At 47.1% G+C, this 17,041-nt stretch carries 13 protein-coding genes; 11 read left to right on the forward strand and 2 right to left on the reverse strand.

The genetic code is table 11. The annotated features are described in order from the left end of the window. Window positions 1-241: 241 nt before the first annotated feature. Both BM030_RS18880 and BM030_RS18885 read right to left on the reverse strand, forming a co-directional pair. On the reverse strand, window positions 242-637 hold the full coding sequence (locus BM030_RS18880) for a type II toxin-antitoxin system VapC family toxin (protein ID WP_090975165.1): 396 nt from the start codon (window positions 635-637) through the stop codon (window positions 242-244). Continuing rightward, window positions 637-924, reverse strand: coding sequence for an antitoxin AF2212-like protein (locus BM030_RS18885; protein ID WP_211657664.1), 288 nt, complete (start codon window positions 922-924; stop codon window positions 637-639). The genes BM030_RS18880 and BM030_RS18885 overlap by 1 nt, the downstream gene beginning before the upstream one ends. A gap of 397 nt (window positions 925-1,321) precedes the next feature. Between BM030_RS18885 and BM030_RS18890 the strand changes: the two genes are divergently transcribed. The 11 genes from BM030_RS18890 (at window position 1,322) to BM030_RS18950 (ending at window position 16,913) form a co-directional block, all read left to right on the forward strand. Next, window positions 1,322-1,744, forward strand: a complete 423-nt coding sequence (locus BM030_RS18890; protein ID WP_090975166.1) for a prepilin-type N-terminal cleavage/methylation domain-containing protein — start codon at window positions 1,322-1,324, stop codon at window positions 1,742-1,744. A gap of 4 nt (window positions 1,745-1,748) precedes the next feature. Beyond that, entirely contained in the window at window positions 1,749-2,252 is a 504-nt protein-coding gene (locus tag BM030_RS18895) for a hypothetical protein (protein ID WP_090975167.1), read from the forward strand. Window positions 2,253-2,266: 14 nt separating this feature from the next. After that, on the forward strand, window positions 2,267-3,688 hold the full coding sequence (locus BM030_RS18900; protein WP_090975168.1) for a GspE/PulE family protein: 1,422 nt from the start codon (window positions 2,267-2,269) through the stop codon (window positions 3,686-3,688). 992 nt (window positions 3,689-4,680) lie between these two features. Next, complete coding sequence (locus BM030_RS18905; RefSeq protein ID WP_090975169.1) at window positions 4,681-8,241, forward strand: RHS repeat domain-containing protein; 3,561 nt, start codon at window positions 4,681-4,683, stop codon at window positions 8,239-8,241. A 63-nt stretch (window positions 8,242-8,304) separates the two neighbouring features. After that, the gene (locus BM030_RS18910; RefSeq protein WP_090975170.1) at window positions 8,305-11,697 is read left to right on the forward strand and encodes a DUF6443 domain-containing protein; all 3,393 of its coding nucleotides are present in this window, start codon (window positions 8,305-8,307) and stop codon (window positions 11,695-11,697) included. A 1,231-nt stretch (window positions 11,698-12,928) separates the two neighbouring features. Further along, window positions 12,929-13,276, forward strand: a complete 348-nt coding sequence (locus BM030_RS18925) for a hypothetical protein (protein ID WP_090975173.1) — start codon at window positions 12,929-12,931, stop codon at window positions 13,274-13,276. After that, entirely contained in the window at window positions 13,266-13,538 is a 273-nt protein-coding gene (locus BM030_RS18930) for a hypothetical protein (protein ID WP_090975174.1), read from the forward strand. The genes BM030_RS18925 and BM030_RS18930 overlap by 11 nt, the downstream gene beginning before the upstream one ends. Window positions 13,539-13,556: 18 nt before the next feature. After that, window positions 13,557-14,261: a hypothetical protein gene (locus BM030_RS18935; RefSeq protein ID WP_090975175.1), complete on the forward strand. Its 705-nt coding sequence runs from the start codon at window positions 13,557-13,559 to the stop codon at window positions 14,259-14,261. Further along, entirely contained in the window at window positions 14,261-15,136 is an 876-nt protein-coding gene (locus BM030_RS18940; protein WP_090975176.1) for a hypothetical protein, read from the forward strand. The genes BM030_RS18935 and BM030_RS18940 overlap by 1 nt, the downstream gene beginning before the upstream one ends. 5 nt (window positions 15,137-15,141) lie before the next feature. Further along, complete coding sequence (locus BM030_RS18945) at window positions 15,142-15,840, forward strand: hypothetical protein (protein WP_090975177.1); 699 nt, start codon at window positions 15,142-15,144, stop codon at window positions 15,838-15,840. Between the two features lie 623 nt (window positions 15,841-16,463). Further along, window positions 16,464-16,913 (forward strand): hypothetical protein, encoded by a 450-nt coding sequence (locus BM030_RS18950; protein WP_090975178.1) that lies wholly within the window; start codon window positions 16,464-16,466, stop codon window positions 16,911-16,913. The last annotated feature ends 128 nt before the right edge of the window (window positions 16,914-17,041 follow it).

Consider the following 17,041-nt stretch of genomic DNA (forward strand, 5'->3'; position numbering starts at 1 on the left):
TGAAAGCTGATGTGAACTTTCGCCTACTCATAATACAACAAATTTAATCTAAAAATCTAACTTAAACTGCTGTCCTGTTTTCGGGGGGAATTATAGTTAAAAATTCCAGCGATCAGTTCCCAGCAACAGAAATTGAGAACTTTTTTAATCGGAAGACATCACAAAGATACGGGCGGGGGTTCTTGAAAAAGCAAGTTATGTACGATCCTGACAATAGGATGGTAGACTCACTAGTCAACTTCTATTCCGTCCGTAGAATCGATTCTGTTAAGGGAATAACTGTAGATGCATACAAAAGTGTAAGGCCGCTCATTTTCGCCGTAGCAATGATCAATCGGTCAAATGGATCGCGATGCCCGTCATGTAGCGGAATATTAACATAGGAAGCGATAGCATCATGGTTTAGCGGGATGAAATTGAAGCCGTCTTCTTTACCTACGGTTACGATATCCCGTATATCAACATTGAAATCCGCCAGTTTGCCTATTGTTTGTTTAATGGCAATCTCATAAAGGCTGATGTCGGAGACATATATCGTATTGTTCGGGTCAGTAATTAACCTGACTGCAGTTTTTCCAAGATTGGGATGGTTTATCTGAAACCAAATCAGTACCTGTGTATCGATCAGGATTTCCATCACATGTAATCCTTCAGATCGTCGACGGGATCGTTGAAATCTTTAGGAATATCAAAACGTTTGCCACTGTTTTTTTGCAAACGCAGAAGCCCTCCGGGTTTTCTGGCTTTTTTTGCGGTTGCCTTTTCCTCTTCAAGGAACGTTACAATCACTTCGGCTTTTTTGATATTTGGAGCCGGCTCCAGGAGCCTAAGAACGCCATTTTCATAAATGCCCTTAATTGCAGTGTACATATTCGAATGTTTTTCTACAAAAATAGCATTTATTTTTAAGATCTCGGGCATCATCCCCCACTTAGTCCTGACTATCGTTCCGGGGCTACCTAAACGCACAAGACCAAAAACAACGGTAAAAAACAGTGGCCGGACAATCCGCAAAAACCGATTTTTGGAAGGTAAGACGTTCTTTGAGCAAGCGGAAATCCGGCTGTAAGGAAAACGGCCGGAACGCCGGAAATCCGCGGAAGGCAGTTCGACTACGGCGCGAGGTTCTATTGACCTCCTCCCGAATTCCGAGTCATCCTAAAGTAGAGGAGTATTCCACCCTCCAGGCTTCGATTTTCTCCCTTGCATCCTCCAGCGACAGAAACCAGTTGATGCGGGGGAGTACATCTGCCAAAGTTTGTAAAAGTGGTTTTTTCCCCATAACTTTACGTTATCAATAATCGGGATGAACTTAAACGCTATGAAAAGACCGAACCTGCTCTGGACGCGCAAAAGGCTCAGGGCATTCTCGCTTACCGAAGTGCTGGTGGTGCTGGTGATTATCGGCATCATTATTTTACTGGCACTTCCTAATCTGATGCCGTTGATTACCAAGGCCAAGAGCACCGAGGCCAAGGGGCAGTTACAGCATGTGTATACGTTGCAAAAGAACCATTTTTATGAACGCTCGTCATATAGCATGGAGCTATCCGATATCGGGTTTGAGCAGGAAAGGCTGGTGAGTGATGGGGGGCAGGCTAACTACCGTATTGAAATGGTGCATGCCGGCACGAACGATTTTGTGGCGCGTGCCACGGCCGTTGTCGATTTCAATGGCAATGGGGTGTTCAACGTATGGGAGATAGACCAAGACAAGAACCTCCGCGAGGTGACCAAAGATTAACGGCATGCTGCTGTGGGCAACGCTCGTAGGTTTATTGGCCGCGGTGGCATGGCAGGATTTCCGTGGCCGGTCGGTGTATGCGCTGCTGTTCCCGTCGCTTGTAGTAATCGCTGTGGTCCATGCAATGATGCTGGATGTGTTTTCACCCGCCGCCGTAGCGGCCAATTTGGCCATCCTTGCCGTGCAACTAATTGTGCTGAACCTGGTGATGTATTGGCGCAAGCGCGCTTGGCTCATGCAGGGTGAGCAGTGGATGGGCTGGGGGGACGTGGCTTTCTTCGTGGTGCTGGCGTTCTGCTTTTCTACGTTTAACTTTGTGCTGTTCTATGTGGCCAGCCTGCTTGTGGTGTTGCTGGGCGCTCTGCTCGCCATGGCGTTTGGCGTGCGTGTGGCAACCATACCGTTGGCTGGTGGACAGGCGGCGTTACTGGTGCTGTTATTGCTGGCCGACGGCACGCATCTGGGCCGGCACCTGTATGTCGACGCAGGGTTTATACCGTATTTTTAATAAAAAGCTGGCACATGGAAGAGTTGCACTTGAATACGGCCGATTTGAAATTGATGAGCGCGCAGCAGGCGTGGCATTACCGTGTCATCCCGCAACGCGAAAACGGACGAGTGCTGTGTTATACCGACCGGGAAACGGATATGGCACAGGTAAAGGAGGAACTGGAAATGTTGCTGGGTATGGGCGTTGAGCTCAAAGCAGCGCCGCGGGATGCCGTGACGAAGTATCTGAGTAAATTTTACCTACGCGAGGATGCCGAGCAGCACGCGGCTGCGGGGCAGTATCTGGGCGCCTCGGCCGACTTCCTGTCTGACCTGATTGCTGAAGCCCGACGGCTTAAGAGTAGCGATATCCACCTGGAGGTTTACGAAGAGCGTTGCCGCGTGCGCATCCGTATCGATGGACTGATGATTGAACGCTACCGGCTGGAAAAGCGGGAATATCCGGCCGTTATCAACAAAATAAAAATCCTTTCAGGCCTTGATATTGCTGAAAAGCGGCTGCCGCAAGACGGGCGGATTAACTTCGATAACGGACAGTATAAGTTTGATATCCGGGTGTCTATCCTACCCACGCTTCATGGCGAGAAGGTGGTGCTACGGCTGCTGAATAACGATGCCGCGAACATATCGCTGGATACCCTGGGGTTTTCGCCAGCCGATCTACGGCATTACCTGGAAGGGGTGCAGCGCCCCAACGGCATTGTGCTCATCAGCGGCCCTACGGGCTCCGGCAAAACCACCACGCTCTATGCGACGCTGAAGTTGTTGAACAAGGAGACGCGCAACATCCTCACCATTGAAGACCCCATTGAATATACGTTGGAAGGCATTAACCAGGTGCAGCTGAAGGAGAGCATCGGGTTAACGTTCGCCTCGGCCCTGCGCACCTTCCTCCGCCAGGACCCAGACGTCATCATGGTAGGGGAGATCCGCGATGTGGAAACGGCTGCGATGGCTATCCGGGCAGCACTGACGGGCCACCTGGTGCTTTCTACCATTCACACCAACTCGGCTTGGGGTACGGTGTCTCGACTGATAGATATGGGGGTGCCTCCGTTTCTGCTGGCCAATACCCTGAACACCACGGCAGCCCAGCGGCTGGTGCGGTTGCTCTGCCCTGCGTGTAAGGAGGAGGTGCCGTTCAGCGACGCGCTGTACCCGCGTAATTTCGTGCCATATAAACGTATTCACAGTCATTATGTAGCCAAAGGCTGCGATCAATGCCACCATACCGGATACCGTGGAAGGGCCGCGGTATACGAAATTATCCCGATAGACCAGGCACTTGCCGCGAAGATTAAGCGGAATGAGCACGACATCCAGGAGAAGCTTGCCGAGCTGAATATCAAAACGCTGGCTCAAAACGCTTTTGAGCTATTTTCTGAAGGCAAAACATCCATTGAAGAAATTTATCCATTGCTGTTCAGCTTTTAGTGGAAATACCTCGACAAAGAGCTCGACGCGCTTTTCCACCCTGACAAGGGAGCAAAGGGTGTCCGTTTTTTCGTGGGCAAACTCGTAAAGATACCACGATGGGAACACGGGAATATCTCTTGGAAAGGGCCAAAAAGGAGGAACGCGCAAGGGCTGGGCTTGCCCTTTTTATATAACGAAGCAGATACTTCGCCGAATCTTTGTTTATCCGCTCGGCAATTTGCTGGTTGCCCGGCAAAACCTCGATGACAATATTTGTATCCAACAGGTAGTTACTTTCAAGCATCGGGGGCTATCGTTTCACAGGTTTTAGCTATTGAGGATGCCCACGAAGTCGTTTATCTCAACTTCCCTTTTGTCGGTTTTTTTAAGTGTTTGGTCGATGAAATCCTTGATAGCAGCCAGCTTCGACTCGCTCTTTATCTAATTTTAAGGACTTTCTCTATCAAATGTAATTTTTTTTGCTTCCGAGTGTGGGTTTGTCCGACCTCATGTTCGGTCAACGTCCTACAAGGTCCAGCCAAGTTCCCGACGAGGTCGGGTCAAGTTCCGGTTGAGTGGCAAAGCGGTACCAAGTGGAGGGTATGGTAGCGGTAAGTTTCACGGCAACGCTGGTGTTCAGCGATAGATAGGCAAGTGGCGGTAGCCATTTCAGGTAAACTGGAACTGCCGACGGCCGGTTTTTTAAACTTTTTCTTGGAAGATTAACTGTTTTTCTTTAATATTACAATGGATCAAGACATCAGCCTGAACGAGGTGTACGGTTTCCAGCAGCAAGGTATTTATTGGCTAATGTAATTGAGTGAGGTATGGGTTGCAGCTATCCTAAGACGCATGATATGAGCTTAGGGATTCATCATTCATCAACCTTTACCGGTGTAGCTAATTAATCGAGTAAGCAAATATCCTATATCCGAGTATTGGCGGTCTGGCGGAGTGCCAGAAACCGCCATTAGGGCGAACAACTGAAAACACCAAAATTATCGAAATAAATGAAGGCATTATTTCTATCAGGGTATTTTATCACAGCCGTTTCATTTGGGTATTCACAAGACATCATTCCCGCATCCCCAGAAGTTGAGAAATTGTTCAAATTCATGCATCACCCCACAGATCTATTTACAGGTCTGCCAAAAATCAACATCGATTTATTTGATATTAAGGTGCAGGATATCCGGGTGCCGATAACCTTAAGCTATAACTATTCCGGTTACAAGCCAGGTGAGTATGACGGTAAGGTGGGCCTGGGTTGGGTTCTTGACCAGGGTGGTGTAGTCTCCCGTACGATATATGGCTTGCCAGACGACCTCGCGACTTACGGGCAGCTAAACACCTTTAACCCGATCTTCGACATCGCCACATTGCACTCAAGGACGAAATTCCAAGAGTTCGAGTATCTCAAAGAAGTGCTCGAAAGGGAAAAAGATATCGAGTATGATATATTCAATTACAGCATTGGGGGAGAAGCGAATTCCTTTATCCTAAAGAAAAACGGTACGCAGGTGGAAGTCATCAAGTTAAATGAAGACAACAGTATAAAAGTAACGCCTATTTTCCAATCCCAAACACAGCACATTAGAGGGTTCGAAATAGTTGACAGGAATGGGAACAGATATCTTTACGGAATCGGAAAGGCAGACGAAAATATTGCAGAGTTAGAGAACGGTTCAATGGGGCAGCAAAAGACGGCGTGGTTTTTAACGAGAATTGTAGATAAGAACTCAATAGACACAGTTTATTTTGACTATGGACCTTTGCAGCAGGTTATTGCGAGCGATTTCTACACAAACAGAAACAGGGTCATGTATCATGTCGAAATGTTTCATGCTTGTATACCTGTCAGTGGAGCACAAGGGGAGGCTTATGTGGATTTAACCCGAAACAACCACTATACCAGATTCCTGAACAAAATATCTTTTAGGGGTGGTAGTGTGGATTTTTCCTATGACGGGCGGTATCTGGCGAAAATGTTGGTTAAGAATTACATGAATGATACGGTCCGGAATATCACCTTCCATTATTCAGCCCTTACCTCAGGGCATTACTACAGAAAACTGGACAGTATCTCTCAGCCGAGCGGTGAGCGTCATGTTTTTGGGTACCACCTGCCCGGAAGTAGCTTCCAGGCTGTTCATCCCGGTAACATGGGGCGGGATTGGCTGGGGTATTATAACGGTTTATCGACATTTCAGCACCCTACCATTGGCAGTAACGGTACCTTATTAGGCGACGCCAGGCGTGTAAGCCATGAGCATACTAAGTTTTTTGCCTTGAATCGCATTTACTATCCGACCCAGGGCTATTGCGAACTGGAGTGGGAAAACAACAGGGGAAGGATCAATTCCCAAATCGTAGCTGTGCCAGGGTTGAGGGTGAAGGCCATGAAGTACGTTCCGCTTACCGGAAAAAATATGACCGAGGAATATAAATACGGACTGAATGAGGATGGGACGGGAGAAATAGTGGTGCCTTACGCTTCCGAGGTCGTTCTAAACTTGAACTCATCGGTGTATCTGACGGGTAAAAGTATGTTATTTATGGGAGGGGCTGGCCCGAATTGCCCCCCGTATTACTATAAGGAAATCCTGTCCGGTTCGGTTTATTTACCAACCAACAGGAATCTTTCGGGAAACATCTATTATCGATACGTTAATAAATATATGAAAGATGAGGCAGACATGCCGTTGGGTAAAGAGTCCTATGAATATATCGTGCCTACTTATTATCAAGATATGGCAAGGAACCAATATTTGGCGAGGTATTGGTTTGATACCCCAATTCGGCCCAAATCGAACTATGACTTCCCCTTTGGGGAATCCATCGTCACAGGGAACAGTGTTGTGGGGCAGCTACGATCTAAAATTACCTATGAAGGCAATTCCGGCGGATATACCGTGGTGCGTCGTGAAGTTTTTTCGTACGCGCCAAGTACCGTTCGGGATATCAGCTACCTAAAGACCGTGAGACTGGCAACCTATGGTGGATGCACAACTCCCGAATGGGTCGGCGGTTCTGACGACAACCATCTGGATACTGAACGGCGTATTGCCCAGGAGATTTCGTTAGGGTATTCAGAAGCTGTAGTTTTGGGTTGGAATTACGACTGTCAGCAGTCTCTTTTAGCGCCATTTTATGCTTACAAGCAGTATGCCATACGTTCGGTTAGATCTAGGCTGTTAAGAAAAGAGATCGTTGAATATCACCACGGAGACAGCGTGATCAGAGAAGAGAACTACACCTACTATCCCCAAACCCCTTTGCCTTCTTCTATAGAAGAGATGTTTGAACCCAGTGCCAATCTGATGTCGGTAAAATCAGCACGTTATGAATATCCGACGGTCAATTTCTCGCGTTTTCTGGACCCAGGCTATCCGGCGGTAAAGGCAGCTTTGATCAATATGAATTTTCATCAAAGCATTATTTCTTCCCAAAGCTTGGTTTCTAATTATTTACAGGAAGCGGCGATGAACGGCACGAATTCGTCGAATATTGTGGAATATGGATTTTTCAATTCGGGATTAATTTTCAGGAAATATACCTACACAATAAATGATAAATCGGATCTCATCGTTCCAACCTCTTGGAGTGCAGTCCGCGATTTGACGGAATTTTTGCGGTATGACAATCATGGTAATCCGCTGGAAGTGAAAGAGGACGACCGAACAGTTACCACATTTCTTTGGGGTTACAAAGGTCTTTATCCAATCGCAAAAATAGAAAATGCAACTTATCCGGAAGTAGTAGCGGTTCTGGGCCAAAGCGTGATCAATTCACTAAGTTCAGCAATGTTGACGGACGACATGGTGAGAGACGCAATATCCACGCTTCGTAACCACCCGTCCATGGTATCGGCCGTGGTGAGCACATATACCTACAAGCCGTTGGTAGGTATGACGAGCATGACTGATTCGCGGGGCGTTACTACATATTACCGGTATGACAATTTAGGCAGGCTGTCAGCAGTGCTGGATTTTGAAGGTAATATTTTAAGTACCTTTTGTTATAATTACGCCGGTCAGCAGGTTGATTGCATTGGCATTGAGATCTCAAATCCTGTCGATCCGGAGGAACCTGAACCTGCCGGAGTACTTCGGATTTATGATGAGCAAGAGCGCTTAATTGCTGTCGTCCAGCAGGGATCAGATAACCCTGATGATTATTGTTTTACCTCCTTTGAACCAATTTTCTTCGATAATCCCGGATCAGGTTTTATAGCACATAATTTTTTGTTTTACGGCATTGCCTTTTTGTCGATTGACTATTACTCTGGTTATCGAGGAATGGAGATATACGGAACTCCGGGATCCTATATCGCATCTGGAGGCACGTTAGATCCTTCTAAAGAATATAAATTTTGCTATCGATATTGGTTGTTTGACGGTAACGACGGTTGGCAATGGAAGATTGGGCATTTCACAGGGCTTACGCAGTTTAAAGAATATTTAAACGAAATGACTATAGACGACGTAATGGTATATCCTTCGGATAGTTCTGGGGAGATGTACATATACAATGAGGATGGGACAATTAACGAAGTTATTATTTTTAACTAACGTATTAACCACTTTGATAAATGATTTTTGGCAGCCTTAAGATGCTTGAGAAAGACAGTCAAAATGAAATATCATATCATTAAGACTTATCCAAGTATTACCATGAAAGGATATCTTACACTGACTATATTTCTGCTGCCCTTAACCCCTCTTTGCTCCCAACAGCCTGACCTTGCGTTGACGAGCTATAACGGGCAGTTGAACATCGCCGCGCTGAACAGCATCACGCGGAAGCCGGAATTCCATATCCCTACACAAAGCAATGTGTTGATTTCGCTCCAAAGCCACCCGAACGTAGGGAGCGTGCTGAGCGGTAACCAGAACTACATTTTGACTCGTAGGTTTCGTGTACCGGTGAAGGAGGCGCAGCTAGGACAAGTGCGCGACATTTCCGAGGAGAACCAGACGGTACAGTACTTCGACGGCCTTGGTCGGCCCATCCAGACGGTGGAGCTGAAGGCTAGCCCCGGATACAAGGACATCGTACAGCACATAGAGTATGATGGTTACGGCCGGGAGACAGTGAGCTACCTGCCCTATGCTGAACAAACCAGCGATAACGGAAGCTATAAGGTGGCAGCCAAAACCAACCAGCTGGATTATTATGCACCGTCCGGAAGCTGGGATAGCCACGTAAGGAAGACAAACTCGCCTTTTTCTACGACAGTTTTCGAGAATAGCCCGTTGCAACGGGTGCTGGAGCAAGGTGCGCCGGGAACGGTATGGCAGCCTTCATCGGTGCGTACGGCTGCTACGGGGCGGACATTGGTTACTGACTACGAAACGAACGCTGCAGACGAAGTACGGTGGTGGTATCTTGTTGCTGGAGGAGCTTCAGGCCAGTATTTTTATAAGCCAGGGATGCTTTACAAGACCATTACTAAAGATGAGAATTGGTTAAGTGCCAAGTCTGGCACCGTTGAGGAATTTAAAGACTTCCATGATCGAATAATCCTGAGACGTGTTTGGGAGAGTGAAACTAAAGCTTTGAACACTTATTATGTATACGATGACCTTGGGGATCTGCATTACGTTATCCCCCCATCGGTTTCCGCTGCAGCTTTCAGCGAGAACGACGCCGATTTCGTGGATTACATCTATGGGTACAAGTATGATAGTAGGCGCCGGGTAATCGAAAAGAAAGTTCCCGGCAAGGGGTGGGAGCACATCGTGTACAACAAGAACGACCAGATGGTACTCCAGCAGGATGCGGTGCAGCGGGCAAACAGCCAGTGGAGCTACACGAAGTACGACGCCTTCGGCAGGGTCGTGGAAACGGGACTTTTCACGTCGGGCTCCACTCGTTCGAGCCTTCAGGCGGCGTTGGACAATGAGGCGGCCGCCGCGCTGTGGGAAACGCGCACGGGAGGGGATTACAGCAACGTCAGCTACCCGCGCAGTTCCAAAAGTATCCGGATGGTCAACTATTACGACGACTACACGTTCAACGGTGCTTCCACGGCCGGGCTTCAGCCCTCGGGCATCACGCGCAGCCAGCGGGTGAAATCGTTGCTGACGGGTACTCGGGTGTACCGGACGGACGGCACCGGGCCGTTGGTGACCGTGCATTATTACGACGACCGCGGGCGTGTCATCCAGACAGCCTCGGAGAACCAGCTGGGTGGCACGGATTACGTGACCCACACGTACAGTTTCACAGGGGAGCTGCTAAGCAGCAAGCGGGATCACAAGAGTTCTGCCGCAGGCCCGTTGACCACCGTGGTTACCAGCAACAGTTACGACCACGTTGGCCGGCTTGTGGAGACGCGCAAGAAGGTGAACAGCCATCCGGAGATTGTGCAGAGCCGGCTTTCGTACAACGAAATCGGGCAGCTGAAGCAGAAGGATCTTCACGTGAGCGGTGGCAGTTCGGTGCAGGAGATAGCCTATACGTACAACGAGCGGGGCTGGCTCACGGGGATTAACAATCCGGGCAGCGTGACGGACAGGCGGCGTTTCGGTCTTCGGCTGGACTATGCGAACCGTCCCCGCACCTATAACGGCAACATCGGCACTGCGGTGTGGAACACGAAGGTTTCGACCGGCCAGGTGCAGACGCCCGAGCAGACCTATACGTACGATTACGATGCGCTCAGCCGTTTGCGGAAGGCGTCCTACAGCGCCACGGGTAGGGTAAATCACTTCAACGAGGAGTTGGCCTATGACAACATGGGCAATATCGATACGCTCCGGCGCACGAACGGAGGCACGGGGTGGTATAACCATTTCACGTACAGCTATGCGGGCAACCGTTTGGAAAGCGTTGCGGATGCTGGTTCTGCAGGGATGGGCAGCAGCTACACGTATGACGCCAACGGGAATGCGGTAAGCAATTCTCGGCTGGGCATTACCGGTATTGAATACAATTACCTAAATTTACCTTCGAAATACACCAAGGGCGTTCAGAGCCTGCATTACACCTATGATGCCACGGGGAGGAAGCTGGCCAAGTCGCTGGGCAGTTCGGTTACGCATTATGTGGATGGCATCCATTACGAGAACGGTTCTCTGGCGTTCATCCGTACCGAGGAGGGCCGCCTGGTTCCCAACGGCAGTTCTTTCATTTACGAGTATTTCCTGACGGACCACCTGGGCAACGTCCGTGCGGTTGTAGACCACACGGGTGCCGTGAAGCAGATTCAGGACTACTACCCGTTCGGCATGGAGATGAACACGGGCAGTGCGTTTTCCAGCACGCCGATAAACCAGTACAAGTACAACGGCAAGGAGAAGCAGGTGGAGCTTGGGTTGGAGCAGCTGGACTACGGTGCGAGGTTCTATGACCCGGTGATTGGCAGGTGGGGAAGTGTGGATCCGTTGGCGGAGGAGATGCGTAGGTGGTCTCCGTATGCATACGGGTTTGATAACCCTATCCGGTTCATTGACCCGGATGGCAGACGTCCGAAAGACCCGCCGGGATGGTTCCAGAGCGCATACAATGCATGGGTAAGCCTGGTGACAGGAACCTCGGGTTCATCGGCCAACGATGCCATGCCCAACGCCAGCCCGCAGACGAGTAGCATCAATAGAACGCTTGGGGTAGCCGGTGACGTCAAGGCGATAGGGGATGCCGCAGGCCCGTTTGCATTGGAAGCGGCGGCGGTATCGGGTGAAGGGCTGAAAGTTGTCGGTGCCGCCACAAAGACAGCTGGCTATTTAGCGGCTCCATTCACCGAAGGTGGGTCTTTGGTGTTGGTTCCGGTGGGCGAAGCCATTGAAGTGACCGGTACAGGGTTGCAGATACCGAAGATGATAGCTGCGGGAGATAATACGAGAGTTGCATATACTGTCGGCAGTACCTTGTTGTTTAATAGGGTAGGTAGTGTGGTTGATAAGGCAGGATCTGCTGGTAAAATTACCAAGACGGATAATAGCATACTGAACTTCGTCAACGAGATGTGGAACAAGACGGCCGATATGATATACGATTATACAGAAAGGGATAAAAACAAATAAAGATGGAAAGCTGGCTGAAATTGTTTGGGGGGTTCGCATTGGTAGGGATAGGAATATGGCAATTGACATCAATAATAAAGGAAACCAAGCAAGGTTATAGAAGCAAATACGGCAACGATATAGGGATATACTTTGGGTCGATCGGTTGCATAATCTTTGGAATAATCTTAATCTGGCAAGAGGCCTTTTGAGAGTGTAACCTGAACTGTGTCACGAGCACTACAACAGCCGGGGCGAGATAACCAGGCGCTTTGTCCAGCATTACACCTACCGTTTCAGCGGCCAGGTGAGCTCCATTACGCGTGTTATTGATAAACAATTGTTATGGGTTGTTTCGATGGGGATTCTACCCAAGTATGCCTACCTGGTCTGAAGACCAGGGGTAATGAAAAGACTTTCTGCTCTTTTTGTTGGATTTGCGACATATTTGTCGTGTGGCTTTTTTCAACGTTTTCCATTGCTAAAAATAGCGAATGGATGGAAAGAAGAAATGCTTTGAGGACTTGGATAGCAATAACTAATTGGAATAATGAGGCTGGCAAGTTGGATGGCAGAAGTTTTGGTTATAATACACAAGTAGTCTCAGCCCAGACCGCAGGTGGAATTGTTATTGGGTGGGCTGGAGCACAAGAGGCGTGGCTGCAGGAGCAGCAGTTGGCGTATGGTTCGGGGTAGTAGGCGCCATACCGGGAGCTATTATTTGCGGGGATATAGGAGGGATAGCCCGAGGATGGGCAGGCGCTCGGGCAGGCAAAATTACCGTGGATTTAATACATTATGGATATGAATAGGGGGATTTGGTATGCTCACTCTTCATCCTGTGGTTTAGACAGGACCTAGACATACTGGTTTAAAAGCAGCGAGTACAAAATTATGGCGGACTAGAATTATTTGCAAAAGCGTTTGCAAAACTCGAGTTATCTTTTTATCATTACAGTGGATTAAGACATCAGCCTAAACGGTGTGCAAGATTCCAAGTGGTAAGTTTTCATGGCTAATGTATGCGTAAGAAACGGTCGTTCATTGAACCAATATAGCCTGTACGAGGAAATATTATAACTGAATCCGACGGAAATACAGTTATCTATACCGGTGTAAGCACTATTGAGGTCAACGTAACTTTATTTTGTTGGACGAAAGCATTATGCAGTGCATCTGGCATAATGACGGGGGCTGACCCTTCTTACGCAAGAAACAGAAAATATTAATAGATTATTAACCAAACGGCCTTATGCGAATTTTAATCATCCTGAATCTTTTGCTATGGACGAAAACGAATTATTCGTTTGCACAAGTATCCGCTGAATATACCAGCCAAAACGCTGCGTGGACAGCTTTAAATGTTACCGGCAACGATTTATCGGTAGACAAGGTGCTTCCCATGACCAATGATTGGAGCCTTTATGTTGGAAATCCATATCAACCTGCCGGGGCGAATCTGGCTATCCGGGCAATTACAAATGGCAATGTAGGCATCGGCACCGATAGCCCCCAAGCGAAACTTTCGGTAAACGGGAACATCCTTGCCAGGGAAGTGAAGGTGAAGACAGATATCACTGTCCCGGATTATGTGGTTTGAATCGGGTTATAAATTGCTCGCACTTGCTGAGGTGGAAGCCTATATCAAGCAACACAAGCATCTGCCGGAAATCCCTTCGGCCGCTGATATCCAGCGGGATGGGTTGGACCTCGCTGTGATGAATCTGTTACTGCTAAAGAAAGTAGAAGAGCTGACGTTGCATTTGATAGAAAAGGAAAAAAAAGAGCAGTTAATGGCAGATGATTTAGACAAAATGAAACAGGAAATCAGCTTTCTAAAATCGCTTATTGACAAACGGTAACACTTAACAGAATTAAAAATGAAAACAGCGTTACGCATAATATGCGGCACCAGCCTGTCATTGGGTTTGGCTGCATCAACCGCATTTGGACAGAGCAACACATTCCCGGCATCAGGGAATGTGGGTATCGGAATCTCGCCATCAGCCAAACTCCATGTGAGAGGTGAAACCCGTATCGAGCGCCGGTCTGGGGGTAATAACCACTTTCTGTTTAACTTCGATGCAGGAGGCAATTACTTTGTCAGCGATGATCCAGGCTCGAACCACAAACACATGTACCTTCGTGTGCTGTCCAACCGCAGTGGAAGCAATAAGACGAATATGTATTTCCAGACAGGTATCAAGGACAGCACGGTAACCACGCGGATGACGATCCGTCACGACGGTAATATCGGCATCGGAACCACCAACCCCCAGGCGAAACTGGCTGTAAACGGGAATATTCTTGCCAAGGAAGTGAAAGTGAAAACTGATATCTCCGTGCCGGACTACGTGTTTGAATCTGACTATGAACTTCCCAGTCTTGCTGAAATAGAAGCATACGTTAAGCAACATAAACACTTACCGGAGGTCCCTTCGGCCGCGGATATCCAGCGGGATGGGTTGGATCTTGCAGCGATGAACCTGTTACTGCTGAAAAAGGTGGAGGAGTTGACGCTGCATATGCTACGGCAGGAGGCCAGGATTAAGGAATTAGAAGACCTACATGAAATTAACAAGTAATGAAGTTTATTTTCACTTGCTGCTTTCTAATGCTTGGCTATGCCTTAAAAGCTCAGTATTACCCGAGCATAGCCAGTTATTTTTTTAACGGCACAACAAGCCAAGGTGTTAAAATCAAAACCAACATACCGTTCTCTCATGGATTAGGTATGCCGTTGGTGATGATTAAAGGGTATAATTATAATACTGGAGAAGTAATTGCCATAGATATAGTTTGGTATGTGTATAATGGTGCTTTTACAAGACACTCGGCAACAGCTTACGGGAGCGCTGCGCCAGAGATTCGGTTGTCTAATGAAAATGGTAAGATTATCATACACCTGTCGAATAACGTTTACTATCAACGCTTTTATGTCAGTGCCTTTGCGCAAGGCAAAAGTGAGAATAGTACTCATTTCACTGGCTGGACGGTGGCGAGTGAGCCAGTTAATGGAACTTCAACTGTTTTAGTTTCCTATAAACAGCATTTGGCTGGTACGCTTAATATGCCGGGCAATAGTATATGGACAAGTACGGGTAACGTTGGCATCGGAACGGCCAATCCCCAAGCGAAACTTGCGGTAAACGGGAACATCCTTGCCAAGGAAGTGAAAGTGAAAACTGATATTTCTGTGCCTGACTATGTGTTTGAATCTGACTATGAACTTCCTAGCCTTGCTGAAATAGAAGCATACGTTAAGCAACACAAGCATCTGCCGGAAATCCCTTCGGCCGCGGATATCCAGCGGGATGGGTTGGATCTTGCAGCGATGAATCTGTTACTGCTGAAAAAGGTGGAGGAGTTGACGCTACATTTGATTGAAAAGGAGAATAAGATCCAGGCTATACATGAAGAACTAATTCAACTGAAAAGCGAATTAACAAATAGAAAATAAACTATATGAGTACAATAGCGAAATATATCAATGGGTTAGCAGCCATTATCCTATTATTCCCGTTTGTATGTGTTGGTCAGGTGGCCAGCAAAATAGCCGTGTCAGACACTCGGCATATTGACGATGCACCTGTGAGTTTCAATCGTGAAGTGAAGTTCGATTTTAAACTCAGGAACGCTGTTGGAGTACCTGGATTAGGAAATTACTCCGGACAGATGACCATCGCACCTTGGGCCGATAACAGTGGCAATAGACATCACCAGCTAAATTTTAACGATGGCGGGATCTTTTACCGCACAGGACGTCCGGATGACTCCACATGGGGCATTTGGCAAAGGATGGTAATAGAAAACGGATCGGGCAATGTTGGTATAGGTACTGACAACCCCCAGGCGAAACTGGCTGTAAACGGGAACATCCTTGCCAAGGAAGTGAAAGTGAAAACTGATATCTCCGTGCCGGACTACGTGTTTGAACCTGACTATGAACTTCCCAGTCTTGCTGAAATAGAAGCATACGTTAAGCAACATAAACACTTACCGGAAGTCCCTTCGGCCGCGGACATCCAGCGGGATGGGTTGGATCTTGCAGCAATGAACCTGTTACTGCTGAAAAAGGTGGAGGAGTTGACGCTGCATGCCATTCGGCAACAGCAGGAAATTAAAGAACTTAAAAAAGACTTAGCCTCGATCAAAAAGCCTTGAAAAAGCACACCCTACTAATGAAGCATTTGTAATTATGCATGACGGGAATTAGGAATCCTAACACGCCATCTGGAGACGATAGCCCGCAATATGGTAATGGGGGTACAGAAATAAAAAAAGCAGCTTCATGTTGACTGCAAACAACCAATATGGTATCTGTTAACTTTCAAGAGCTATTTGCAAAAAACGCTTGTAAAATTCGAATTGTCTTTCTATTATTACAGTGAATTAAGACATCAGCCTAAACGGTGTGCAAGATTCCAGTGGTAAGTTTTCATGGCTAATGTGTGCGGGTAGGAAACAGTCGTTCCTTGAACCAGTGTGTTCTCTGTCAAGGCTTAGAACATATTGTAGCTCGGCACTGGTTTACAAGCGGGGCTAAAGGGGCAGGGAAATTCCTTGAAGGAACAACTGCTCGTGGTTTAAAAGGAATGATTGAGACTGCTACTACTAAGGGAGTATTCAGACCTAATACTTATGGTAGAGCAGGGACCATTGCCGAATACAATTTCGGCAGAGTCATAGGTACCACTTCAGGTGGGGCACCAGCCTCAAACCTAAGGGTCGTAATTGGACCTAATGGTAATGTAATAACAGCTTTCCCATTTTAAAAATCATGAACCATGTTTGAAATAAAGTACAATTTCTCCAAGAACAACAATGTGAGTGCTGTTGATGCCGATGAAACAGCATTAAGATATCATCTTTTTTTAGGCAGTCTAATCTTAAAAAGAGAAAATAAATCAATAGTAATTGATTGGGACTGGATACCTCTAATAGACTTTGCGATTTGCTTACTCGCTATCTATAATTCTTTGCATAAAAAAACTCAAGGTGAAGAAGAATTTGAATTTACAGAATCTGATGCAAGAATAACATTTCAAAAAAATGAAAACAATATTAAAATAATCACTTCATTCTCTGATGAAGCTTTAGAAATGAACATGGAAGAATTTCAGAAAGCAATTAATAAATTTTATAAAGATATTATTTTTGAGGTTGCTAAGGAGAATCAAGAGATTAAAGGTAATAATTCGTTCAATGAATATTTAAAGGAAGCTGAGAAGATGTAAGAAATGCCGCTAAGGGGGGAATGACCGAATTGCTATGATACTCCCTATTTGCTGGACAACTTCTGCACTAATTTAAGATATAATCACGACACATTTTTGATTTGCTGATAGAACCTTTCATCGGGTGT

The organism is Parapedobacter composti, assembly GCF_900112315.1.
GTDB classification, from domain to species: Bacteria; Bacteroidota; Bacteroidia; order Sphingobacteriales; family Sphingobacteriaceae; genus Parapedobacter; species Parapedobacter composti.

Coding starts and splice junctions, on each gene's coding strand:
- BM030_RS18880 (WP_090975165.1), bottom strand. CDS start 637: ATGGAAATCCTGATCGATACACAGGTACTGATTTGGTTTCAGATAAAC.
- BM030_RS18885 (WP_211657664.1), bottom strand. CDS start 924: ATGATGCCCGAGATCTTAAAAATAAATGCTATTTTTGTAGAAAAACAT.
- BM030_RS18890 (WP_090975166.1), top strand. CDS start 1,322: ATGAAAAGACCGAACCTGCTCTGGACGCGCAAAAGGCTCAGGGCATTC.
- BM030_RS18895 (WP_090975167.1), top strand. CDS start 1,749: ATGCTGCTGTGGGCAACGCTCGTAGGTTTATTGGCCGCGGTGGCATGG.
- BM030_RS18900 (WP_090975168.1), top strand. CDS start 2,267: ATGGAAGAGTTGCACTTGAATACGGCCGATTTGAAATTGATGAGCGCG.
- BM030_RS18905 (WP_090975169.1), top strand. CDS start 4,681: ATGAAGGCATTATTTCTATCAGGGTATTTTATCACAGCCGTTTCATTT.
- BM030_RS18910 (WP_090975170.1), top strand. CDS start 8,305: ATGAAATATCATATCATTAAGACTTATCCAAGTATTACCATGAAAGGA.
- BM030_RS18925 (WP_090975173.1), top strand. CDS start 12,929: ATGCGAATTTTAATCATCCTGAATCTTTTGCTATGGACGAAAACGAAT.
- BM030_RS18930 (WP_090975174.1), top strand. CDS start 13,266: ATGTGGTTTGAATCGGGTTATAAATTGCTCGCACTTGCTGAGGTGGAA.
- BM030_RS18935 (WP_090975175.1), top strand. CDS start 13,557: ATGAAAACAGCGTTACGCATAATATGCGGCACCAGCCTGTCATTGGGT.
- BM030_RS18940 (WP_090975176.1), top strand. CDS start 14,261: ATGAAGTTTATTTTCACTTGCTGCTTTCTAATGCTTGGCTATGCCTTA.
- BM030_RS18945 (WP_090975177.1), top strand. CDS start 15,142: ATGAGTACAATAGCGAAATATATCAATGGGTTAGCAGCCATTATCCTA.
- BM030_RS18950 (WP_090975178.1), top strand. CDS start 16,464: ATGTTTGAAATAAAGTACAATTTCTCCAAGAACAACAATGTGAGTGCT.